The sequence below is a fragment of the Streptomyces sp. NPDC101132 genome, from assembly GCF_044759225.1.
Taxonomy (GTDB): domain Bacteria; phylum Actinomycetota; class Actinomycetes; order Streptomycetales; family Streptomycetaceae; genus Streptomyces.
In genome coordinates this window covers 569100-591951 of the sequence record NZ_JBIVYX010000002.1, presented here as the reverse complement: position 1 = coordinate 591951, position 22852 = coordinate 569100, and the positions used below count along the sequence as shown (strand labels likewise).

Genomic DNA, 22852 nt, shown 5'->3' with positions numbered 1-22852 from the left:
GACGCCCGGCGGTCGGGCTCCCTGGGGGCGGGCTGCCGGCGGTCAGGCTCCCTGCGGTGCCGTCTGCGGCGTGGTCTTCTGCAGGATCCAGGGGGTCTTGCCGCCGGTCAGCTGGATCTTGGCGGCGTCCCAGCTGCCGTAGCGCGGGTTCACCTCGACGCCGAGGGCCTTCGCGGCGGCCGCGATCGGCTCGATGATCTTGTCCTGGCCGTACTTGTCGGTCAGCTTGCTGACGATCAGCCGGTCCCGGATCGCGTCGTCGATCTGGCCGGGTGCGATCGAGGCCTGCTGGAGGACCATCTCCTGGAACTGCTTCTCGCCGCCCGTGCGCTGCACGTCGGCCTTGCGCGCGTCCTCGATCTCCTTGGTGGAGACGGTCAGGCCGGCGTCCGCGGCGGCCTTCCGGAGCACCAGGCTCTGGATCATCGAGTTCAGCTTGGCCCGCTCCAGACCCGCCGAGGCCCCGATCAGCTGGGCGGCCTGCGGCGACCGGTCCTGGGCGGCCCGGACGTCCTTGACCTGCGCCTGGAGGGCGGAGGTGGCGATCCGCTCGCCGCCGACGACGGCTGCCGTACCCGGCCGGGCCTCGCCCCCGCACGCGGTCAGCAGGGGGGCCGCGGCGAGCAGGGCGGCGGATACGGAGAGCGCGGTGCGGCGGTGCAAGAGAGCCTCCCAGAAGGCAGGGGCGGCGCAGAGCGCCTCGTTGGGGGGGTGGTGGTCGGGTGACGGGTGGGCGCTTCGGTGCACAAGGCCTTGCGGTGATCGATGGTAGGCAGTCGGGGTGGTGTGAGCCACCGATTCGACCAACGATTCCCTTGCGGTTCCGTCGCGTTCACCGGCCCGGCGCACGGGGTTGGCACCGTCACGCCCACCATGCACGAGACCGACCGCAGCAACCGCCCGGGCCGGGACCGCCGCCGGTACCGCCGTACGAGCCTTCGCGCGGCCGCCCTCGCGGGACTGGTCGCCGTCCTGTCCGTGACCGCCGGGGACGCCGTGGCGCGGATCTTCCCCTTCGGCCCGCACCACCGTGCCGTCAACGACCTGAACAACCAGTTCATCCCCTTCCACGCCCGCCTGTGGGACCTGCTGCACGGCCGCGCCGAGGGCGGCCTGCTGCTGAACTGGCAGTCGGGCTGGGGCACCGCCTTCCTGCCCGACCTGGGCACCTACCTGACGAGCCCCTTCGCCCCGCTGGTCGCGCTCTTCCCGCGGGACCGGATCGACCTCGCCGTCTACCTCGTGGGCGTGCTGAAGACCGGGGTGGCGGCGGCCGCGATGGCCTGGCTGCTGCTGACCGTGCGCCGCGGCGGGCCCCGGTGGTGGGCGGCCGGGGTGCTCGGCGCCTCCTACGCGCTGTGCGGGTGGTCCGTCACCGAGGCCGCGTACAACCCGATGTGGCTGGACGGCCTGATCGCCTTCCCCCTGCTGTGCCTGGTCGGCGAGTGGGCGCTGCGGGGGCGGCGGCCGGTGCTGGGGGCGCTGGTGGTGGCCCTGGTGTGGACCGCGAACTTCTACACCGCCTACATGGCGACCCTCGGCGCCGCGCTGGTGCTGCTGGTGCGGCTGGTGCAGGCGGGCGTGGGGGTACGCGAGGGGGGCCGGGTCCTGGTGCGGGCGGCCGGGGCCACCGTGCCGGGGATCGCGCTGGCGGCACCCGTGCTCGTACCGGTGTTCCTCGGGTCGCGGCACGCGTATCCGGGGTGGGTGTCGGAGTTCCGGGCGGCCGGGTGGGGCGACGTGCTGGCCCGGGCGCTGCCGGCGACGTACGACTTCTCCACGCCCGCCGTGTTCGTGGGGACCGGCACGCTGCTGGCCGCGGCCGCGCTCTGCTTCCACCGGGCGGTCCCGGTGCGCGTCCGGTGCGGGTGGGCGGGGCTGGCAGTGGCGGTGGCCCTGTCCTTCCAGTGGGAGCCGACGCACCTGGCCTGGCACGTCTTCCAGACCCCGAACGGCAGCCCGTACCGGCAGACCTTCGTGCTGGCGGGCGTGCTGGTGCTCGCGGCCTGGCAGGCGCTGGCCCCCGGCTGGCCCGGCGTACGGGCCCTGCTCGGCGGGGCCGGGCTGCTCGGGGTACTGGCCCTGGGCGCCCTGGGCAGCGGGCCGGCGAGTGCCTGGAGCCACCCGCTGTTCGGGGCGGGGCTGCTCGCCGCCGGCGGGGCGATGCTGCTGGCCCGGCGCGGGCGGGCGGTGCCCCTGGCCGCGCTGCTGCTCGCGGGGGCGCTCGCCGGGCAGGCCGCGGCGACCACCGCGTACGCGGACCGGGCGCGGCTGGGGCGGCTGGACGACTACCCGGCCTGGGGCGCGCCGCACGACGGCCGGTTCCGCGCCGTGTCGGACGCCTCGGGCTGGCCCGCGTACCGCACCGACCCGGGCCGGACGCAGCTGTCCGGCAACGACCCGCTGCTGCTGGGGGGCGAGGGCGGGGCGTACTACAGCAGCCACACCCCGGCCGTGCTGACCCGCACGATGGCGGCGCTGGGGGCCGGGTGGACCTCGCGGGGCCGGAGCCTGCAGAGCCTGGACAACCCGGTGACGGACGCGGTGTTCGCGGTCGGCGCGCGGGCGCGGGCCGCGGCGGACGGACCGGTGCGGGTGAGCCGGGCGGCGGTCCCGCCGCTGGTGACGGTCCGCCCCGCCGGCACCCCCCGCTTCGGCTCGTCCCCCTTCCGCAACCAGGAACTCCTGCTGGGCGCCCGGGTGTACGAGCCCCCGGCCCCGGACGGCTCCTGCCGCCGCGGCACGGGGGTGTACCTGTGGGCCCCGGACTACAACGGCACGGTCAGGCTGACGGCACCGGGCCGGGAGGCCGCCGGGGGGTTCCGGCCGACCGGGCGCGGGCCTGCTCCCGGAGCCGCTGCCGGGCGGGCTGCGGGTGCCCCGGCGGACGGTGCCCCGGCGGACGGTGCCCCGGCGGCCGGGCAGCCGGTGCGGATGGTCGGCGGGCGCCCCCGGTACCAGGCGGCGATGCAGCCCCTGGGCGTCTCCCCCGGCCCCGGCTCGCGGGTGGTCTTCGACCGGCCGGCGCCGCGCGGGTGGAGCGTGGGCTGCCTGGACCGGTCCCGGCTGGCGGCCGCGGTGGCCGGGCTGCGGGCCACCGGCGCGGTGCGGGTGGAGGTCCGGGACGACGGGGTACGGGCCCACCTGCCGCCGGGCAGCACCGGCACCGCGGTACTGGCCGCGCCGCGCATCGCGGGCTGGCGCTGCGGGGACGCCCCGGCGGGCGCGTACCTGGGCCTGGTGGCGACGCCGGTGCGGGGCACGGTGGTGGACTGCACGTTCCGCCCGCCGGGCCTGCGGGCGGGCGCGGCGACCGGCGCCGCGGGTGCGCTGTTCCTGGTACTGGCGGCCGCAAGGCGCCGGTTCCCGACCTGGGCACGCCCCTCTTCCGGGTGATGACGCCCCGCGGGTCGCGGCGACCGCGCCGCCCCGTCGGCGCCCGACGGGCAGGGGGCGTCCGCGAGCCGCCGAGCCGCGCTGAACCTCAGCCGTGGACCTGGCCCAGCCAGTGGAGGGTGCGGCGGAGTTCGCCCGGGAAGGGGTGGTTCGGGCCGTGGTGGCGTTCGGCGTCGAACAGGAGGCGGGCCAGGGTGTCGTGGGCGGCCGCGCGGTCGCCGAGCGCCAGCAGGAGGTGGCCGATCCGGCGGCGGATCTCCAGCGGGAGCTCGCGGTCCGAGTTGGCGTACTGGTTCTCGAAGTACGGGAGCAGCGACCGGTATTCGGCGAGGGCCGCGGCCGGTTCGCCGAGCTGTTCCAGGCACTGCGCGGCCTCGTACCGGAAGCGCAGCGACTGCGGCTGGCCGATGCCGGACTCGGCCGCGTACTCGTCGGCGAGCCGCCGGAGTTCGGGCAGGGCGCGGCGGTACTGGCCGTCGTGCATGAGGGTGGCCGCGAACTGCTTGCGCAGGGAGCGGACGACGGGTGAGTTCTCGCCGTGCTGCGCGGCGGCGGCCGGGAGGATGCCGCCCAGGATGTCCACGGCCTGGGTCAGCCGGCCCTGGTCCAGCAGCCGCTTGACCTCCTCCACCGCGCCGGCCACGTCGGCGCGGGCCTGCTGGGGCGGCACCACGGGCGCGGCCGGGGTGGCCCCGGCCCGGTCCGGCCAGGGCGCGTGCGGCCGCAGGAAGGGACGGGTGGGGTCGAGCGGGCCGCCGGGCGTGCCGTGCGAGGGCAGCAGCGGCGCGAGGGCCTCGTACACCTCCTGGGCGGAGGCCGGCCGGTGCTGCGGGTCCTTGGACAGCAGCCGCAGCACGAGGGCCTCCAGCTGGGGCGGCACCTCGGGGCGGAGCTGGCGGACCGGGAGCGGCGGCTCGTACAGGTGGCGGTGCAGGACGCCGAGGGCGGTGGTGCCGGAGAAGGGCACGCCGCCGCTGAGGAGTTCGTGCAGCAGCACGCCCAGGGCGTAGAGGTCGGTGTACGGGCCGACGGCGCCGCCCATGGCCTGCTCGGGCGCCATGTAGGCGGGGCTGCCGATGGGGGTGCCGGTGTTGGTGAGGCGGGTGGTGTCGGCGTCCATGACCGAGGCCACACCGAGGTCGAGGACCAGGACGGTGCCGTCGGGGCGGACCATCACGTTCCGCGGCTTGAGGTCGCGGTGGACGATGGGCACGGCGTGGACGGCGGAGAGCACCGAGCACAGCTGCGCGGCCACCGAGACGGCCCACGGCCACGGGTAGGGGTCGTGTTCGGCGAGGTGGTCGGCGAGGTCGGCGCCCTCGACGTACTGCATGACGAGGTACAGGTCCTGGTCGTCGCTGCCGGCGTCGTGGACGGTGACCAGTCCCGGGTGGTCGACCTGGGCGGTGACCCGGCACTCGCGCACGAAGCGGCGCCGCATCTCCTCGGCCTCGGCGGCGCCGCCGCTGACCTTGTCGGGGCGGAGCAGCTTGACCGCGACGCGGCGGTCGAGCCGCTGGTCGTACGCCGTCCAGACCTGGCCCATGCCGCCCTGGCCCAGCACGGTCGCGAGCTGGTACCGGTCCGCGATGACGCGTCCGGTCACTGGTCGCGCTCCTGGTCGCGGCGGAGGAGCTCGCTCAGTTCGTCCAGTTCGGCGCGGACCTGTCCGATGTCGTGGTTCTGGGGGCGCTGCGGCGGGACGGGCTGCTGGGGTACGGGCGTCTGGTGCGCCGGCGGCTGCGGGACCGCGGTCTGGTGGGGCGGGTTCTGGTGCGGCGGGGTCTGGCCCACCGGCGGCTGCGGCACGGGCGTGTGGTGCGCCGGCGGGTAGCCGTACCCCTGCTGGGGCTGCTGGTACGGGCCGGGGAACGGCGCGGAGGCGGTCGGCGGGGCCCAGTTGCCGGCCGGCTTGGCGTAGTACGTGATGTCCGCGTACAGGAACCAGCCGAGGGCCGCGACGGCGGTGGACAGCATCACGACCATGCCCAGGTTGCCGTGCCAGGTGCTGAGGTCGTCGGTCGGGTCGGTCGCGATGCCCACCAGCGCCAGGATGTTCAGCGCGAGGCAGCCCGCGAAGACCGACCAGTTGCGGCGGGTGCCGTTGACGACGGCGATGCGCAGGGGCGCGGCCCACGCGAGGAACCCGCAGCTGAACAGCGAGAGGCTGCAGAAGAGCACGCGCAGGCCCACCAGGGCCCCGTCGGAGGGACGGTTGACGGGCTGCGGCTGGTGCTGCTGTGGGAAGCCGGGGCCGTGCATGCTGCTCCTGACAGGGCGGGGCGGGTGTGTGGAGATGCGTCGGGTCGCGTGAAGAGCGTATACACCGATGCCGACAGTCGGTCCGGGTTGTGCCGAACCGTTGCCGGGTTGATCACCCCGGCGTGACCGAACCGTCCGTCAGGCCGTCGTACAGGCCCTGGACGAGCTGTTCGCCGAGGCGTCCGGCGAGCCGCAGCGCGTCCTCGAACTCGGCCAGGGCGCGGAAGCGTTCGCCGTAGCGGCGCTGGTCGGCCAGGGGCAGCCGGGGCAGCTGGAGGCGGCGGGCGTCGAGGCGGGTGGCGGTGGAGGCGTAGCTGCTGGCCTGGCGGGTGTTGGCGGTGCCGCGGAGGAAGCCGGCGAGGAACCAGGGGTCGAGCGCGGCCGGATCGGGGCGCAGCAGCTGGAGGTTGCGGCCGAGGGCGGCGCCGGCGGTGGCCGCGTCGATGACGCGGGCGACGGAGCCGCCGCCGAGGAGTGGCACGACGACGTCCCCGGGCTCGGTGAGCACCGGTTCGTCGGCCGCGGCCCCGGGGTCGGGTGCGGCGGTGCCGGAGGGGGCGGTGCCCGCGTACACGTCGGCCTCGGTGAGGACGGCGGTGCCGGGCGGGGCGCCGGCGGTGCCGGTGCGCAGGGTGAGGGCGCCGGCCCGGGCGAGTTCGCCGAGCGTGGTGGCGGCGGGTCCCGCGGGGCCGGCCGGGCGGGGGCGGGCCTCGGGGGCGGCGGGCCCGGCGGGTGCGGGGGTGAGGCGGGCGGCGCGCTGCAGGGTGGCGTCCAGCCGTTCGCGTACGGCGGCGAGTTCGGCGGGGCCGCCGCCCGCGGCGGGCGGGGGCAGGTGGCGGGCGGGGGCGAGGTCGACGTCGTCGTCGAGGAGTTCGATGACGGGGGCCGAGCGGCTGACGCCCGGTCGCTCCTCGACGCCGCCGGTCTTCTCGTACGCCGCCCAGGCGGCCAGTACGGCGTCGTGCACGGCGGGCCAGGCGGCCTTGTCGCGGCCGCCGGAGGGTTCGCCCGCGGGCCCGGCGGCGAGGCCGGCGGCGTCGACGAGCAGCAGTTCGGGGGCCGGCTGGAGGCCGGGGGCGGGCTTGCGGAGCACCCAGAGGTGGAGCGGGACGCCGTACGGGGGTGCGGCGCCGGCCGGCAGGGCGATGACGGCGCGCAGGGCGCCGCGGCGCAGCAGGTCGGCGCGGACGCGGCGGCCGGAGCGGCGGGAGGCGGCCGCGGGGGGCATCAGCAGGACGGCGGTGCCGCCCTCGCGGAGGCGGGCGAGGCAGTGCTGGACCCAGGCCAGCTCGGACTCGGTGCGGGCGGGGAAGCCGTACTCCCAGCGGGGGTCGTAGGCGAGTTCGTCGTGGCCCCAGTTGCGCTCGTTGAAGGGCGGGTGGCACAGCACGACGTCGGCGGTGAGGTGCGGGAAGGCGTCCGCGCGCAGGCTGTCGGCGGCCGCGGCGCGGATGTCGGCGTCGCCGTGCAGGGCGAGCCGCAGGGCGGTCAGCGCGGCGAGTTCGGGGGCCGCGTCCTGGGCGTGGAGCGCGCCGGGGTGGCGTACGGCGCGGAGCAGGCCGCCGGTGCCGCAGGCGGGGTCGAGGACGGTGAGGGGCGCGGTGGCGGCCGTTCCGCTGCCGGCGGCGCCGGCGAGGGCGGCCATCAGCTCGGCGAGGCCCGGCGGGGTGAGCGTGTACTGGCGGGGGTTGGCGTCGAGGTGACGGCCCAGCAGGAACTCGAAGGCCTGGCGGGCGCCGAGTTCGGCGGCGAGTTCGGCGGCGGCGCGCAGCAGCGGCACGTCCGCGGGGCCGGGTTCCCGGCCGGTGAGGGGGTGGCCGGGGCCGAGGCGGGCGGCGAGCACCTGGGCCAGGGCGGGGCGCAGCAGCTCGGCCATCCGCTCGTCGGAGACGGCGGACAGCTCCAGCCAGTCGGTGGGGCGGTCGCGTACGACGAGCAGCGCGCAGCCCGCGTGGACGAGGGCGGCGACGGCTCCGGCGGGGTGACCGGACACCTGCTGCCAGACGCGTTCGCGGAGCGGGACCTCGGCGAGCTTGCCCTGGGCCCGCAGCCAGGCCTCGATATCGGCGAGGGCGAAGGAGGGGCTGGTCTCCGTGCCGCCGACGGGCCGGGGGAAGTCGGCGTGGCGGCGGCGCCAGTTGCTGACGGCGGCGCGGCCGACGCCCGCGAGCCGGGCGATCTCGGCTGCGGTGACCTCTGCGGCGTTCTCGGGCACCTCTCGCTCCCCTGGTCTGCCCGTCTGCACGGGCGCGTCGGCGGGTGTGTCGGCCGAGCATACCCGTACACGCGGCACAGACCCCTTCACGGCGTGAATCGGAGAATCTCTGTGAACTGCGTTGACTCGGTTCACAGCGATCTGCTGTGATGACGCTCGTCGCAAGGGAATCCGAACGCAGGAAGGCACACATCGACATGAGCCAGAACATGCAGCAGGACCAGCGCACCCGCCACGGCCGGACGGCCCGCAAGGCGCTCGCCGGACTCGGCGCCGCGGCGGCGCTGATCGCCCTCACGGCGTGCACGGACACGTCCGCGGACGGATCCTCGGGCGGCAGGAAGAAGACCGGCCACTCGTCCGGCACGAACAAGGACGCCGGGAAGGCCGCGAAGAAGAAGGCCGGCGGCGCCGGGAAGGCCGCGCTCGGGGGCGACGGCGACTTCGAGGTGGGCTCCGACCTCAAGCCGGGCCTCTACCGGACCACGGGCAACACCGACGGCATGTGCTACTGGGAGCGCGCCAAGGACTCCCGGGGCGAGGCCGACTCGATCATCGCCAACGACAACGTCACGGGCACGGGCTACGTGGAGGTGAAGGCGAGCGACAAGATCTTCAAGTCCACCGGCTGCCGGGACTGGGAGGCGGTGGACCCGAAGGCCGCCGGCACCCCCGCCACCGCGATGAAGGGCGACGGGGGCATGTTCAAGGTGGGCACGGACATCGCCCCCGGCACCTACCGGTCCACCGGCAACCGCGACGACCAGTGCTACTGGGAGCGCGCGAAGGACGCCGAGCACGGCATCGACTCGATCGCGGCGAACGACAACGTCTCGGGCAACGCCGTGGTGACGGTCACCGCGAAGGACGCGTACTTCAAGACCACGGGCTGCAAGGACTGGAAGAAGTCCTAGGCGCGGCCGGGCCTAGGCCGTGCCTTTCGGATCAGGCCGGGCCCGCCCTGATCCGAAAGACGCGGCCTAGCGGTACTTGCCCGGCGGGCGGGTGGGGGTGCCGCCGGACGGGAGGGTCTGCGCCCGGCAGTCCTCCAGGACCCGCCGCATCGCGTCGCGTTCGGCCGCCGTGACCCACAGCTCGTACTTCTTCTTCACAGCCACCTGCGTGGCCACGTAGGGACAGCGGAAGGCGCGGTTGGCGGGCAGCCAGCTCGCCGCGTCGCCGTCGCCCTTGCGGCGGTTGGCCGAGGCGCTGACGGCCAGCAGGTTCAGCGGGTCGTTGGCGAAGGCTATCCGCTTGGCGCGGTCCCACTTGCCCGCGCCCTTCTGCCAGGCGTCGGACAGCGCCACCACGTGGTCGATGTCCACGCTCGAGTCGCCCCGCTCGAACTTCAGGCGCTTGCCGCCGTACGGGTCCTTCTTCAGCACGCCGGAGGTGACCCGGCAGCCGTCGCCCTTGAAGCGGGTGTTCACCAGGTCGCGCCGGAGCACGTCGTCCCGGGTGGTGCACTCGTTGGCGTTGGTGTCCAGCCAGCCCTTGCCGAACTCGTCCCGCGAGTACCCCTTCTTCGGTGCCCGGCCCTTGACCGTGAGGGTGTCCACGGCCCGCAGGGCGGTGGCCGCGGCGTCGCCCCCGCCGCCGCTCCCCCCGGAACCGCCGTCCGGTTCGGACGGCTTCGCCCCGGAACAGCCGGAGACGGCCAGGGCACAGGCCAGCAACAAGGCGGCGGAAGCAGGGGTTCTATGCATGACGCCAGATCCTAGACGGCGTGCAGTACATGACAATCACCCCCTCAACAGGCAAACCACTCCGAACGGGCGTACCGTCACAGACGGGAAACCGGAAGGAGCCCTCACATGGGGATCATGGACAAGGCCAGGGAAATGCTGCACGGCGGCAGGGGCAAGCAGGCCTCCGACGCCGTGGAGCAGAAGGTCAACGAGAAGACGGGCGGCAAGTACACCGAGCAGGTCGACCAGGCCCAGCAGCAGGTGGAGCAGAAGCTCGGCATCGACGACGACCCGACCAGGTAGGCCTTCGCCCTCCCTGACACGGACCGCAGACGTACGGAACCGCCCGCGCGGAGGCGCGGGCGGTTCCGTACGTCAGGACCCCAGGATCTGCGTCAGGAACTCCCCGGTCCAGGCGAGCAGTTCCCGCCCGACCAGCGGCTTGCCGCCGATCCTGCCGGTCTTCGGCCGCGGCACGAGGACCTGCGAGGTGGCGGGCTTGAGCACCGAGCCGGGGTAGAGCCGCTTGAGCCGCAGCTCCTGGGACTCCCTCAGCTCCACCGGCCCGAAGCGGACGTTGTTGCCCTGGAGGGTGATGTCGGCGACCCCGCAGGCCCGGGCCAGCATCCGCAGGCCGGCCACCAGCAGCAGGTTCTCCACCGGCTCGGGCAGCTTGCCGTACCGGTCGGTCAGCTCCTCGCGGACCGCCTTGACGTCCTCCTCGGAGTTGGCCGAGGCGATGGCGCGGTACGCCTGGAGGCGCAGCCGCTCGCCGGGCGCGTAGTCGTGCGGCACGTGTGCGTCGACCGGCAGCTCGATCTTCACCTCCAGCGGCGGCTCCTCCTCGACGCCGCCCTCCAGGGACGCCCGGTAGTCCGCGACGGCCTCGCCGACCATCCGTACGTACAGGTCGAAGCCGACGCCCGCGATGTGGCCGGACTGCTCGCCGCCGAGCAGGTTGCCCGCGCCGCGGATCTCCAGGTCCTTCATCGCCACGTACATGCCCGCGCCCATCTCGGTGTGCTGGGCGATGGTCGCGAGCCGCTCGTGCGCCGTCTCGGTCAGCGGCTTCTCCGGCGGGTACAGGAAGTACGCGTACCCGCGCTCGCGGCCGCGGCCGACGCGGCCGCGCAGCTGGTGCAGCTGGCTCAGGCCGAAGTTGTCGCCGCGCTCGACGATCAGGGTGTTGGCGTTGGAGATGTCGATGCCGGACTCGACGATCGTGGTGGAGACCAGCACGTCGAACTTCTTCTCCCAGAAGTCGACGACGACCTGCTCCAGCTGGCTCTCGCCCATCTGCCCGTGCGCCGTGGCGATCCGCGCCTCGGGCACGATCTCGCGCAGCCGGGCGGCCGCCCGGTCGATCGACTCGACCCGGTTGTGGATGTAGAAGACCTGGCCCTCCCGCAGGAGTTCGCGGCGGATGGCCGCGCCGATCTGCTTCTCCTCGTACGGGCCGACGAAGGTCAGCACCGGGTGGCGCTCCTCCGGCGGGGTGGTGATGGTCGACATCTCGCGGATGCCGGTGACCGCCATCTCCAGGGTGCGCGGGATCGGGGTCGCGGACATCGTCAGCACGTCCACGTTGGCCCGCAGCTTCTTCAGCTGCTCCTTGTGCTCGACGCCGAAGCGCTGCTCCTCGTCGACGATGACCAGGCCCAGGTCCTTGAACTTGGTCTCGGAGGAGAAGAGGCGGTGGGTGCCGATGACCACGTCCACCGAACCCTCCTTCAGCCCCTCCAGCGTGGCCTTGGCCTCGGTGTCGGTCTGGAAGCGGGACAGCGCCTTCACGTTCACCGGGAACTGGCTGTAGCGCTCGGAGAAGGTGCCGAAGTGCTGCTGGACGAGGAGGGTGGTGGGCACCAGCACGGCGACCTGCTTGCCGTCCTGCACCGCCTTGAAGGCCGCCCGGACCGCGATCTCGGTCTTGCCGTAGCCGACGTCGCCGCAGATCAGCCGGTCCATGGGGACGGACTTCTCCATGTCCTCCTTGACCTCGGCGATCGTGGAGAGCTGGTCGGGGGTCTCGGCGTACGGGAAGGCGTCCTCCAGCTCCCGCTGCCAGGGGGTGTCCGGGCCGAAGGTGTGGCCGGGGGCCGCCATGCGGGCGCTGTAGAGCTTGATCAGGTCGGCCGCGATCTCCTTGACGGCCTTCTTCGCCCGCTGCTTGGTCTTGGTCCAGTCGGCGCCGCCGAGGCGGTGCAGGGTGGGCGCCTCGCCGCCGACGTACTTGGTGACCTGCTCCAGCTGGTCGGTCGGGATGTAGAGGCGGTCGCCGGGCTGGCCGCGCTTGGCCGGCGCGTACTCGACGAGCAGGTACTCGCGGGTGGCGCCCTGGACGGTGCGCTGCACCATCTCGATGTAGCGGCCGACGCCGTGCTGCTCGTGGACGATGTAGTCGCCCGCCTGGAGGGTCAGCGGGTCGATGGTCTTGCGGCGACGGGCCGGCATCCGGCCCAGGTCCTTGGTCGCGGTGCGCTGGCCGGTGAGGTCGGTCTCGGTGAGGACGGCGACCTTCAGGCCGGGGTCGACGAAGCCGCTGTCGAGCGAGCCGCAGGACACGTGCACCACGGAGGGCTCGATCGTGCCCAGATCGGCCTCCAGGCGGGCCGCGATGCCCTCGTTGCCGAGCACCTCGACGGTACGGCTGGCCGGGCCGTGGCCCTCGGTGATGAAGACCGTGCGCCAGCCGTCGGCGAGCCAGCCCTTGGTGTCGGCCAGCGCGCGGGCGGTGTCGCCGCGGTAGGTCTCGGGGGCGTGCATGCCGAGCTTGAGCGTGTCGTCCGCGAGGTCCTCACCGGCGGCGAACGGGGACACCGACCACCAGAGCATGCCCAGCTCACGGGCGCGGTCGCGGACGTCGGCGATGCCCCACAGGGAGGCCGCGCCCACGTCGATCGGGGCCTCGCCGCCGCCCGCGGTGGCGGCCCAGGACGCCTGGAGGAACTCCTGGCTGGTGGCCACGAGGTCGGCGGCCCGGGTGCGTACCCGCTCCGGGTCGCACACCACGGCCATGGCGCCCTCCGGCAGCACGTCCAGCAGCAGCTCCATGTCGTCGACGAGCACCGGGGCGAGGGACTCCATGCCCTCGACGGCGATCCCCTCGGCGATCTTGTTGAGGAGTTCGCCCAGCTCGGGGTGGGCCTCGGCCAGGGCCGCGGCCCGCTCGCGCACCTCGGGGGTGAGCAGCAGCTCGCGGCAGGGCGGGGCCCACAGGCCGTGCTCGGCGACCTCCAGGGAGCGCTGGTCGGCGACCTTGAAGTAGCGGATCTCCTCGACCTCGTCGCCCCAGAACTCGATGCGCAGGGGGTGCTCCTCGGTGGGCGGGAACACGTCGAGGATGCCGCCGCGCACGGCGAACTCGCCGCGCTTCTCGACCAGCTCCACCCGGGCGTACGCGGCCGCCGCCAGCGCCTCGGTGATCTCGCCGAGGTCGGCGGTGCCGCCGCTGCGCAGCGCCACGGGGACCAGGTCGCCCAGCCCCTTGACCTGCGGCTGGAGCACCGACCTGATGGGGGCCACGACCACGCTCACGGGGCCGGCCGCGGGGTCGTCCGGGCTGGGGTGGGCGAGGCGGCGGAGCACGGCGAGGCGGCGGCCGACGGTGTCGCTGCGGGGGCTGAGCCGCTCGTGCGGGAGCGTCTCCCAGGACGGGAAGTCCACCACGCCGTCCGGCGGGAGCAGGGAGCGCAGGGCCGCGGCCAGGTCCTCGGCCTCGCGGCCGGTCGCGGTGACGGCGAGCACCGTGCGGCCGGTGCGGCGGGCCAGCGCGGCGATCGCGAACGGCCGGGCGGCCGGGGGGCCCACGAGGTCGACGTGGGGGCGGTGGCCGTCGGCGGCCGCCTTGACCGCCTCGGCCAGCGCGGGGTCCTGGATGACGGCGTCGAGCAGACCGTGCAGGCTCATGAAGGGGGCTTTCCGTCCGGGTGTCCGAGTGAGGGCAACGCGAAGGACCCGACACGTCATACGGGCCGGGTGTGCCGGCGGGGCCGGTGCCCCCAGCCTACGACGACGCCGGTACCCCCGCGCGGGGGATTGCGGGCCCGCGCCGGGTGCCCACCGCCCCGCGCCCCACGGCTCCGCCCGCGCCCTGCCGCCGACGGGCCGGCCCGTCGCACCCCGGGCCTCCCCGGCGCGTCGGCCCCGGCCCGTCGCACCCCGGACCTCCCCGGCACGTCGGGCCCCGGCCCGTCGCGGACCCGGTGGTGACGCGGCCGGGGAAGGGCCCGCGAGGTGGCGGCGTAGGGTGGGCGGCGGCCGTGCGCGGCGGGGACGCGTGGGTGCGGGTGCAACCGGATGCCCCGCGTACCCGTCCTCCGGGTCGGCCCCTGGCCCGCCGCCGACCCACAGGACTCGCCTTGACCACTCCCCCGCGTACCGACGCCGAGACGGCGCCGCCCGCAGCCGCCGAGGCCGCGCCCGGCGTCCGGATACCGGGGCCCCGGTCCCCCGAGGGCGGCCCTCCCGCCGCCCGTCGGCGGGACCGGGGCCCGTACCTGCTGGCCTGCGCGTTCTTCGTGGCGTACGCGCTCCAGTCCGTACTGCGGTACCGCCGCATGGAGACCCTCTCCTGGGACCTCGGGATCTTCGAGCAGGCGATCCGCGGATACGCACACCTCCAGGCGCCGATCGCCGACCTCAAGGGCCCCGGCAGCCACATCCTGGGCGACCACTTCAGTCCCGTGACCGCCCTGCTCGCCCCCTTCTACCGGGTCTTCCCGACCCCGGTGACCCTGCTGGTGGCCCAGGCCGCGCTGTTCGCGCTGGCCGTGCTGCCGGTCACCCGGGCGGCGGGCCGGCTGCTGGGCCCGGCCCGCGGGACGGCGGTCGGGGTGGCGTTCGGACTCTCCTGGGGCGTCCAGCGGGCCGTCGACTTCGACTTCCACGAGATCTGCTTCGCCGTCCCCCTGATCGCCTTCGCCCTGGAGGCCCTCCTCGCGCACCGCTGGCGGGCCGCCCTCTGGTGGGCGCTGCCGCTGGTGCTGGTCAAGGAGGACCTGGGCGTCACGCTGTCCGCCATCGCCCTGCTGGTCGCCCTCCGGGCCCGGCGCACCGACCCGCGCGCCGCCTGGTGGGCGCTGGGCACGGCCGTCTTCGGGCTGGCCGCCGCGCTGCTGGTGTTCACGGTCGTGATCCCCGCCTTCAACACCGGCGGCGACTACGGCTACTGGGACAAGCTCGCCTCCCACGGCCCCTTCGACGGCCTCGACACCAAGATCCGCACCCTGCTGTGGATCCTGGTGCCCACCACCGGGCTGCTGGCCCTGCGCTCCCCGCTGCTGCTGGCCCTGCTGCCGACGCTGGGCTGGCGGTTCCTGTCCGGGGAGGAGCACTACTGGTCCACGGACTGGCACTACAACGCGGTGCTGATGCCGGTCCTCGCCCTGGCCCTGGTCGACGCGGCGGACGCGGCCCGCCGTTCCCCGCGGCCGTGGCTGCGCTCGTACGCGCTCCACGCGCCCTTCGCCGTCGCGGCGGCCGCCCTCGCGCTCACCCCGCACCAGCCGCTCGCCGCGCTCACCGAGGCGCCGACGTACCGGAAGAGCGAGCGGGTCACGGAGGCCGAGCAGCTCCTGGCCCGGATCCCGGACGGCGCGAGCGTCGAGGCGGACGTGGGCCCGATCGCCCGGCTGGTCTCGCGCTGCCGGGTGTTCTGGATCGGCGACACCCGGGGCGTGGTGCCCGACTGGATCGCGCTGGACAACGGGTCCGGCTGGGCGGGCAACCCGGTCGAGTACGCCGAGAAGCTGCACCCCGGCGAGACCTTCACCCTCTTCGGCCAGGCGTCGGGGTACGTCCTGCTGAAGCACGGCGGCTAGGCCCTGTCTTTCGGACCGGGGCGGCGGGCGGGACGGCGAGGGCCCCGCGCCCGCCGTGGACCGGCGGGCGCGGGGCCCCTCGTGCGGACGCGTTCCGGCGCCGCTACTCGCTCGCGATGGCGTTCAGTACGTTCATCCGCCCGGCCCGGAAGGCCGGGACCAGCGCCGCGACCAGGCCGACGAAGGCCGAGCCGACGAACACGGTGAGGATGGTCGGCCAGGGGATCTCCAGCACGTTCAGCCCCTCCAGCGCGAGCAGCTTCTGCGCGGCGGCGCCCCAGCCCATGCCCAGTCCGAGGCCCAGCAGGGCGCCGAAGAGGGCGATGACCACCGACTCCAGGCGGATCATGCGGCGCAGCTGGCGGCGGGAGAGGCCGATGGCGCGCATCAGGCCGATCTCGCGGGTCCGCTCCACCACCGACAGGGCCAGGGTGTTCACCACGCCCAGCACCGCGACGATGATCGCGAGGGCCAGCAGGCCGTAGACCATGTTGAGCAGCTGGCCGACCTGGTCCTTCAGGTCCTGCTTGTAGTCGGCCTGGTCGAGCACCTTGTACTGCGGGTAGGCGGCCAGGGCCGTCTTGAGCTGCTCGTACGTGGCGTCGGCGGTGCCGTCCTCCGCCTTGGCGAGCAGCATGAAGGGGCGGGGCATCCGGTCGGCGGGCAGGTAGCGCTCGGCGGTGGCGGTGGCCACGTACATGACGCCCTTGTCCAGGTTGCCGCTGTCGGAGGCGATGGCGGCGACCCGCAGGGAGGCGGTCCGGCCGCCGTCGAAGGCGACCTTCAGCCGGTCCCCGACCTTGACCCCGTGCGCGTCGGCGTAGAGCGATCCGACGGCGATGGCGTCCTTGCCGTAGGCGTCGGCGTGCTGGCCTGCGACCATCTCGCGGCGGACGTCCTCGGCGTAGGTCGGGTCCGTGGCGCTGAGGCTCTCCTTGACGGTCTTGCCGTCGGGCGAGGTGACCGCGGCGTCGACGCCGCGGTACGCGGTGACGTGGGCCAGGCCCTCGACCTTGCGCATGGCGGCCTCGGTCTGCGGCATCACCGGCTGGCCGGTCTGCGAGGAGACGATGTAGTCGGCGCCGACGGAGCGGTCGAGTTCCTCGGTGGCCGAGGCCACCATCGAGGAGCCGACCACCGACAGGCAGGCCACCAGGGCCAGGCCGATCATCAGGGCGGCGCCGGTGGCGCCGGTGCGGCGCGGGTTGCGCAGGGCGTTGCGCTCGGCGAGCCGGCCGACGGAGCCGAAGGGCCGCAGGACGACGCCGGAGAGCACCTTGACCACGCCGCCCGCCAGCAGCGGACCGATCACGATGAACCCGATCAGGGTCAGCACCACGCCCAGGCCCAGCCACAGCGAGCCCTTGCCGGCCGCGTCGGCGGTGGCGGTCAGGTACAGGGCGGCGGCACCGGCGCCGGTCAGGAGCAGGCCGAGGACGGCGCGCACCACGCCGGCCTTGCGGTCCATGGGGGTGCCGGCGTCGCGCAGCGCGGCCATCGGGGAGACCTTGCCGGCCCGGCGGGCGGGCACGTACGCGGCGACGACGGTGACGACGATGCCGAGGAACATGCCGACGGCCGGGGTGGTCCACAGGACGGTCAGGTCGTCGGTGGAGAGGTTCATGCCCATCTGGCCCATGAGCTTCATGAGGCCGATGGCCAGGCCGACGCCCGCGCCGACGCCGAGGACCGAGCCGACGACGCCGAGGAGCAGGGCCTCGACCAGGACGGAGCGGTTGACCTGCTCGCGGCCGGCGCCGATGGCGCGCATCAGGCCGATCTCGCGGGTCCGCTGGGCGACCAGCATGGAGAAGGTGTTGAAGATCAGGAAGATGCCGACGAGGAAGGCGATGCCGGCGAAGCCGAGCATCACGTACTTCATGACGTCGAGGAAGGAGCCGATGTCCTCACGGCCCTCGTCCGCCGACTCCTGGGCGGTCAGCAGCTTGTAGCCGGAGCCGAGTTCGGCGGCGACGGCCTGCTTCAGCTGCTCGTCGGAGACGCCGTCCTTCGCGACGAGGTTGACGTGGGTGAACTCACCGGTCCTGCCGAGCAGGGCCCGCTGGGCGGTGGGGGTGTCGAAGTAGACCACGGCCGCACCGGGGTTGGTCACCTTGAAGGAGACGATGCCGGAGATCTTCGCGCGGACGTCGCCGGTGACGGCGATGGTGCGCAGCTCGTCCCCGATCCCGAGGCCGTGCTTGTCGGCGGTGTCGGCGTCGACCATCACCTGGGTGGGGCCGCGCGGGGCGTTGCCGGAGGTGATCTCCATGGAACGCAGTTCGTTGGAGTTCCAGCCGGCGGCGATGGTGGGGGCCCCGGTGGTGGACCCCATGTTCTCGTTCTCCGCGTTGACGACGGTCACCGCGGTGGAGAAGACGACGCCCTCCGCGGACGCGGCGCCCCGCGCCCTGGCCGCCCGCTCCACGACGGAGGCGGGCAGGGTCTCGGGCTTGCCGCGCTGCGGGGTCTCCTCCCCGCCCTCGGCGTTCTTCGGGCTGACGGTGACGTCGGCGGCGCTGACCGCGAAGAGCTTGTCGAAGGTGGTGTTCATGGTGTCGGTGAACACCAGCGTGCCGCAGACGAAGGCGACCGAGAGGAGCACGGCGACGGCGGAGAGCGCCATCCGCCCCTTGTGCGCGAGGAAGTTGCGCATCGAGGTCTTGAGCACGGTCATGACGTCCGCCCGCGCGCGTCGAAGTCCTTCATGCGGTCGAGCACCTGGTCGGCGGTGGGGTTGAACATCTCGTCCACGATCCGGCCGTCGGCGAGGTAGAGGACGCGGTCGGCGTAGGAGGCGGCGACCGGGTCGTGGGTGACCATCACGATGGTCTGGCCCAGCTCGTCGACGGAGCGGCGCAGGAAGCCGAGCACCTCGGCGCCGGCCCGGGAGTCCAGGTTTCCGGTGGGCTCGTCACCGAAGATGATCTCGGGACGGGCGGCCAGGGCGCGGGCGACCGCGACGCGCTGCTGCTGGCCGCCGGAGAGCTGGGTGGGCCGGTGCCGGAGCCGGTCGGCCAGGCCGACGGTCTCCACGACCCGCCGGAGCCACTCCCCGTCCGGCCGGCGGCCGGCGATGTCCATCGGGAGCGTGATGTTCTCGATGGCGTTGAGCGTCGGCAGCAGGTTGAACGCCTGGAAGATGAACCCGATGCGGTCCCGGCGCAGCTGGGTCAGCTTCTTGTCCTTCAGGCCGGTGATCTCGGTGTCCTGGAGGAAGATCTGACCGCTGGTCACCGTGTCGAGGCCGGCGAGGCAGTGCATCAGGGTGGACTTGCCCGAGCCCGACGGGCCCATGATCGCGGTGAACTGGCCGCGGGCGATGTCCACGTCGACGTGGTCCAGCGCGACGACCCGGGTCTCGCCCGTGCCGTACGCCTTCACGACCTGCCGCGCCCGTGCCGCGACGGCCGCGAGCCCGCCCGTACCCCCGTGCCTGGGATTGGTCACAGCCGTTGTCACGGTTCTTCTCCTCAGTCGATTCCCGCCGGCTCCCGGCCGGTCGTACGAGTCTGTTCCGCGGCGCGTGTCCCGCGCGCTGGTGCCCTTCGGCGTCTTCACCCGGGGGCTAGCCCCACCCCCCTGGTGGCGCGATCCCCTCGTAGGAACCAGTTAAGGACGCGGATCCGCGGCGCTCGTCCTCCGTCGGGACGAACGGCCCCTGGCTCGGAGTACGGAGGTCCCCCTAGGGGACATCCGCCCTGAGACGGAGAGGCCCTCAGGGATTCCCCGCCCCGGTGCGGTGATGAGAAGGTGTGGGACGGCAGATAGATGCACGGTGAAAGGATCTAGGTGGGCGGCGGGAAGAGACCGGGCGACGCGAGTGCCGGGGACGCGGGAGCGCGTGGTCCCGCCGTCGGTACGGCGTCCGGTGCGGGGGACGGGCCCCGGCAGCAGCCCGGCCGCAGGCCCGTGGCGGCGCTGGTGCTCGCCATGGCGCTGGTCGCCATGGACGGGACCATCGTGGCCACCGCCGTTCCCCAGATCGTCGGCGACCTCGGCGGCTTCTCCGTCTTCTCCTGGCTCTTCTCCGGCTACCTCCTCGCCGTCACCGTCACCCTCCCCGTCTACGGCAAGCTCGCCGACACCTACGGCCGCAAGCCCGTACTCATCGGCGGCATGGCCCTCTTCCTCGTCGGCTCCCTGCTCTGCGCCGCCGCCTGGAACATGGCCGCCCTGATCGCCTTCCGGGTCGTCCAGGGCCTGGGCGGCGGCGCCATCCAGGGCACCGTCCAGACCCTGGCCGCCGATCTCTACCCGCTCAGGGAACGCCCGAGGATCCAGGCCCGCCTCTCCACCGTGTGGGCCACCTCCGCCGTCGCCGGCCCCGCCGTCGGCGGCCTGCTCGCCGCCTACACCGACTGGCGCTGGATCTTCCTGATCAACCTGCCGGTCGGCGCGCTCGCCGTCTGGCTCTGCGCCCGCCGCCTCCACGAGCCCGCCCGCCCCGCCGGCCCCCGCCCCCGCGTCGACTGGGCCGGTGCCCTCGCCGTCTTCGCCTGCGGCGGGCTGCTGCTGACCGCCCTGGTCCAGGGCGGCGTCGCCTGGCCCTGGCTGTCCGCGCCCTCCCTCGCCCTGTTCGGCGGCAGCGCCGTCCTCGCCGCCGTCACCGTGTACGTCGAACGGCGGGCCGCCGAACCGATCCTGCCCGGCTGGGTCTGGCGCCGCCGCACCATCGCCGCCGTCAACCTCGCCATGGGCGCCCTCGGCCTGCTGATGGTGGCGCCGATGGTCTTCGTACCCACCTACGCCCAGTCCGCGCTCGGGCTCGACCCCATCGCCGCCGGCCTCGTGATGTCCGTGATGACCCTCAGCTGGCCCATCACCGCAGCCCTCAGCCAGCACGTGTACCGGCGCATCGGCTTCCGCAACACCGCCGCCCTGGGCGTCGCCCTGGCCGCCCTGATCCTGTCGTCCTTCCTGCTCCTGCCGCACCCCGCCGAGCCCTGGCAGCCCGCACTGATCATGCTGCTGCTCGGGGGTGCCCTCGGGCTCTTCCAGCTGCCGCTGATGGTCGGCGTGCAGTCCACCGTCGGCTGGGCCGAGCGCGGCACGACCACCGCCTCCGTGCTGTTCTGCCGCCAGGTCGGCCAGAGCGTCGGCGCCGCCCTGTTCGGCGCGGTCGCCAACGCCACCATCGCCGCCCGGCTCGCCGGAGCCCCCGTACCCGGGCTGCCCGCGGACCTCGACGGGGCCGCCCAGGCGCTGACCCGCCCCGACGCCCTCCCGGCCGACGCCGCCGCCTACCTGCGCGACTCCGTCGCCGTCGCCGTGGAGCACGTCCACCTCGGCGCCGCCGCGGCCGCCGTGGCAGCCCTGCTGATCCTGCTGCTGGTGGCCCCGCGCCGCTTCCCCGTCCTCCCCGAACTCCGCCAGGAATAGGCCCTGCTCCGGGAGTTCCCGGCGGGCACGGGAGCGGAGCCGGCCGCACGGACACCGTGCCGCGCCACGCCGAACGGGGCGTAACCTGGCGGCCGTCACCTTTGCGGGGTACACCATCACCCGTAAGGAATCGGGGGGTTGACCGTGAAGCTGATCATTACCGTGCTGGGCGCGCTGGCGCTCGCCGGCACGGCGCTCGTCGTGTGGCGGCGGCCCGCGGTGGTGACCGGCCGGGACGGCCGCGTCTCCACCTCCCTGACCCTGGCCTTCGCCTGGACCGCGATCCTGGTCTGGATGCTGCTGGTCCTGCTCGGCTACGCGGTCGCCACCGGCAGGGGCCTGGCGTACTTCACCCCGCCCGGCGCCGCCGGCACCGGCCCGCTCGCCGCGCTGAGCCCCACCTACCTGGAGCTGCTCGGCGGCCCGTTCGTCGCCATGATCGCCGCCAAGGCGGTGGTCGGCGGCCGCCTGAAGTCCGGCAGCATGACCAAGGCACCCAGCGGGGCGCCCGCCCGCTTCCGGGAGGCGATCAGCAACGACGCCGGCCGCCCCGACCTGCTGGACCTCCAGTACGTGCTCTTCAACGCGGTCGCCATGCTGTACGTGGTGGTGCTCTTCGCCATGGACGTCGCCCCCGGCCTGCCCCGGCTGCCCGACGAGATCTGGCTCCTCACGGCCGCCCCCGCCGCCGCCTACCTGGCCAACAAGGCCACGCCCCGGCCCAACCCGGTGGTCACCGGCATCAGCCGGCAGGGCGAGTCCCTGGTCATCGAGGGCGGCGGCTTCCCCGAACACGCCCAGGTCTCCGTCGGCACCGGCGAGCCCGTCCCGGCCCACCTGGAGAACGGCCGCCTCCTGCTGCCCGCCCCCCGCACGGAAACCCCCACCACCCTGGTGGTCACCACCCCGACGGGCCTGCGCAGCGAGCCCTTCCCGTACCCCCCGACCTCCTGACACCCGGCGCGGCAGCCGGCAACGGTCCCCGGCAGCCGGGGACCGGCCCCGGCCCGGGGATCAGCCCTCGGCCGGGGCCCGGCCCGTGAGGGTGGCCAGGCTGTTGCGGACGTGCGTCATGTGGGCCCGCATCTCCTCCTGGCACTCCGTGTGCTCCCGCAGCAGCCGGTCCGTCTCCCGCCCGATCCGCTCCTCCCGCGCCCGCGCCTGCGCCAGCAGCTCCGCCGCCCGCGCCTCCGCGTCCTCCTGCCCGTGCCGGGCCGTCTCCTCCGCCTCCGCGTACGCCCGCCTCGCCTCCGCCAGCCGGCCCTCCGCGTACGCCGCGAGCTCCGCGTGCCGCGCCTCCAGCTCCGCCTCCCGCTCCAGCAGCGCCCGTTCCGCGGCCTCCCACCGCTCCGCCTGCTCCCCCTCCTGCTCCGCCAGCACCGCGTCCGCCCGCCGCCGCATCTCCGCCAGCGCCTCCGCGGACTCCCGGCGCCGGGCCTCCGCCTCCTCCCGCGCCGCGCCCCGCACCTCGTCGGCCGTCCGCTGCGCGCTCAGCAGCGCCTGCCGGGCCCGCACCCCCGTCTGCTCCCGCACCGCCTCCGCGTCCTGCTCCGCCAGCCCGGCCACCCGCTCCGCGTACGCCTGCGCCGCGTCCCGCAGCGCCTCCGCGTCCTCCCGCGCGGCCGCCCGCACCTCCGCGGCCTCCTCCTCCACCAGGGCCAGGATCCGCCGCGCCCGCTCGCTCAGCTCGTCGTACGTCTGCGGAGCCAGCCGCTCCACCGCGGCCCGCAGCCGCTCCGCGTCCTCCTCCATCTCCCGCGCCAGCACCGTCAGCCGCGCCGCCCGCTCCCACGCCTCGTCCCGGCTCGCGCCGAGCCGGGCCACGTAGCGGTCGACCTGCTCCACCCGGTAGCCGCGGCCGCGTACGGTCGCGAAACCCTGCGCTGACACGGCTGCGCTCATGACGGAAGCCCCTCTCGGACGAATCGGAGGCCGCTCGGGCACGGCTCTCACGCAGTGCGGAGATCCGCTCATAACGCGACACTCCGCCCACCTCTCCCGGTCAAGGATGCGTCATTTGACGCCAGAAGCCGGAATTCGCCGTGCCGACAGCAGGTGGACAGTCCGAAAAACGGACGGCCGGGGCGCGA

At 74.5% G+C, this 22852-nt stretch carries 15 protein-coding genes; 6 read left to right on the top strand and 9 right to left on the bottom strand.

Annotated elements, in window-relative coordinates; translation table 11 throughout:
- Positions 1-42: 42 nt before the first annotated feature.
- A complete protein-coding gene (locus tag ACIQUR_RS06850; RefSeq protein ID WP_403659412.1) occupies positions 43-663 on the bottom strand; it encodes a SurA N-terminal domain-containing protein in 621 nt (206 codons plus the stop codon).
- A 210-nt stretch (positions 664-873) separates the two neighbouring features.
- On the opposite strand from ACIQUR_RS06850, the gene ACIQUR_RS06845 reads away from it, so the two are divergent.
- Positions 874-3396 (top strand): YfhO family protein, encoded by a 2523-nt coding sequence (locus ACIQUR_RS06845; RefSeq protein WP_403659409.1) that lies wholly within the window; start codon positions 874-876, stop codon positions 3394-3396.
- 88 nt (positions 3397-3484) lie between these two features.
- Here the strand turns inward: ACIQUR_RS06845 and ACIQUR_RS06840 are convergent, their stop codons facing one another.
- The 3 genes from ACIQUR_RS06840 to ACIQUR_RS06830 form a co-directional block, all read right to left on the bottom strand.
- Positions 3485-5002, bottom strand: a complete 1518-nt coding sequence (locus ACIQUR_RS06840) for a protein kinase (RefSeq protein ID WP_403659406.1) — start codon at positions 5000-5002, stop codon at positions 3485-3487.
- Entirely contained in the window at positions 4999-5658 is a 660-nt protein-coding gene (locus ACIQUR_RS06835) for a hypothetical protein (RefSeq protein ID WP_403659403.1), read from the bottom strand. The genes ACIQUR_RS06840 and ACIQUR_RS06835 overlap by 4 nt, the downstream gene beginning before the upstream one ends.
- A 112-nt stretch (positions 5659-5770) precedes the next feature.
- Positions 5771-7873, bottom strand: coding sequence for an N-6 DNA methylase (locus tag ACIQUR_RS06830; protein ID WP_403659400.1), 2103 nt, complete (start codon positions 7871-7873; stop codon positions 5771-5773).
- A gap of 197 nt (positions 7874-8070) precedes the next feature.
- Here ACIQUR_RS06830 and ACIQUR_RS06825 point away from each other — a divergent pair, with 197 nt between their 5' ends.
- Complete coding sequence (locus tag ACIQUR_RS06825) at positions 8071-8787, top strand: hypothetical protein (protein WP_403659397.1); 717 nt, start codon at positions 8071-8073, stop codon at positions 8785-8787.
- 66 nt (positions 8788-8853) lie between these two features.
- Here ACIQUR_RS06825 and ACIQUR_RS06820 read toward each other — a convergent pair whose 3' ends face one another.
- A complete protein-coding gene (locus ACIQUR_RS06820) occupies positions 8854-9579 on the bottom strand; it encodes an HNH endonuclease family protein (protein ID WP_403659394.1) in 726 nt (241 codons plus the stop codon).
- Positions 9580-9687: 108 nt separating this feature from the next.
- On the opposite strand from ACIQUR_RS06820, the gene ACIQUR_RS06815 reads away from it, so the two are divergent.
- Entirely contained in the window at positions 9688-9864 is a 177-nt protein-coding gene (locus tag ACIQUR_RS06815; protein WP_403659391.1) for an antitoxin, read from the top strand.
- A 72-nt stretch (positions 9865-9936) separates the two neighbouring features.
- Here ACIQUR_RS06815 and mfd read toward each other — a convergent pair whose 3' ends face one another.
- The gene (gene mfd, locus ACIQUR_RS06810; protein WP_403659388.1) at positions 9937-13467 is read right to left on the bottom strand and encodes a transcription-repair coupling factor; all 3531 of its coding nucleotides are present in this window, start codon (positions 13465-13467) and stop codon (positions 9937-9939) included.
- A gap of 650 nt (positions 13468-14117) precedes the next feature.
- Between mfd and ACIQUR_RS06805 the strand changes: the two genes are divergently transcribed.
- Entirely contained in the window at positions 14118-15380 is a 1263-nt protein-coding gene (locus tag ACIQUR_RS06805; RefSeq protein WP_403659850.1) for a DUF2079 domain-containing protein, read from the top strand.
- A gap of 103 nt (positions 15381-15483) precedes the next feature.
- Here ACIQUR_RS06805 and ACIQUR_RS06800 read toward each other — a convergent pair whose 3' ends face one another.
- Complete coding sequence (locus tag ACIQUR_RS06800) at positions 15484-18057, bottom strand: ABC transporter permease (protein WP_403659385.1); 2574 nt, start codon at positions 18055-18057, stop codon at positions 15484-15486.
- On the bottom strand, positions 18054-18842 hold the full coding sequence (locus ACIQUR_RS06795) for an ABC transporter ATP-binding protein (protein ID WP_403659382.1): 789 nt from the start codon (positions 18840-18842) through the stop codon (positions 18054-18056). The genes ACIQUR_RS06800 and ACIQUR_RS06795 overlap by 4 nt, the downstream gene beginning before the upstream one ends.
- 330 nt (positions 18843-19172) lie before the next feature.
- Here ACIQUR_RS06795 and ACIQUR_RS06790 point away from each other — a divergent pair, with 330 nt between their 5' ends.
- Positions 19173-20762, top strand: coding sequence for an MFS transporter (locus ACIQUR_RS06790; protein WP_403659379.1), 1590 nt, complete (start codon positions 19173-19175; stop codon positions 20760-20762).
- Between the two features lie 144 nt (positions 20763-20906).
- Complete coding sequence (locus tag ACIQUR_RS06785) at positions 20907-21716, top strand: hypothetical protein (protein ID WP_403659376.1); 810 nt, start codon at positions 20907-20909, stop codon at positions 21714-21716.
- Between the two features lie 60 nt (positions 21717-21776).
- On the opposite strand, the gene ACIQUR_RS06780 is transcribed toward ACIQUR_RS06785, so the two are convergent.
- Complete coding sequence (locus tag ACIQUR_RS06780; RefSeq protein ID WP_403659373.1) at positions 21777-22664, bottom strand: cellulose-binding protein; 888 nt, start codon at positions 22662-22664, stop codon at positions 21777-21779.
- Positions 22665-22852 lie beyond the last annotated feature (188 nt).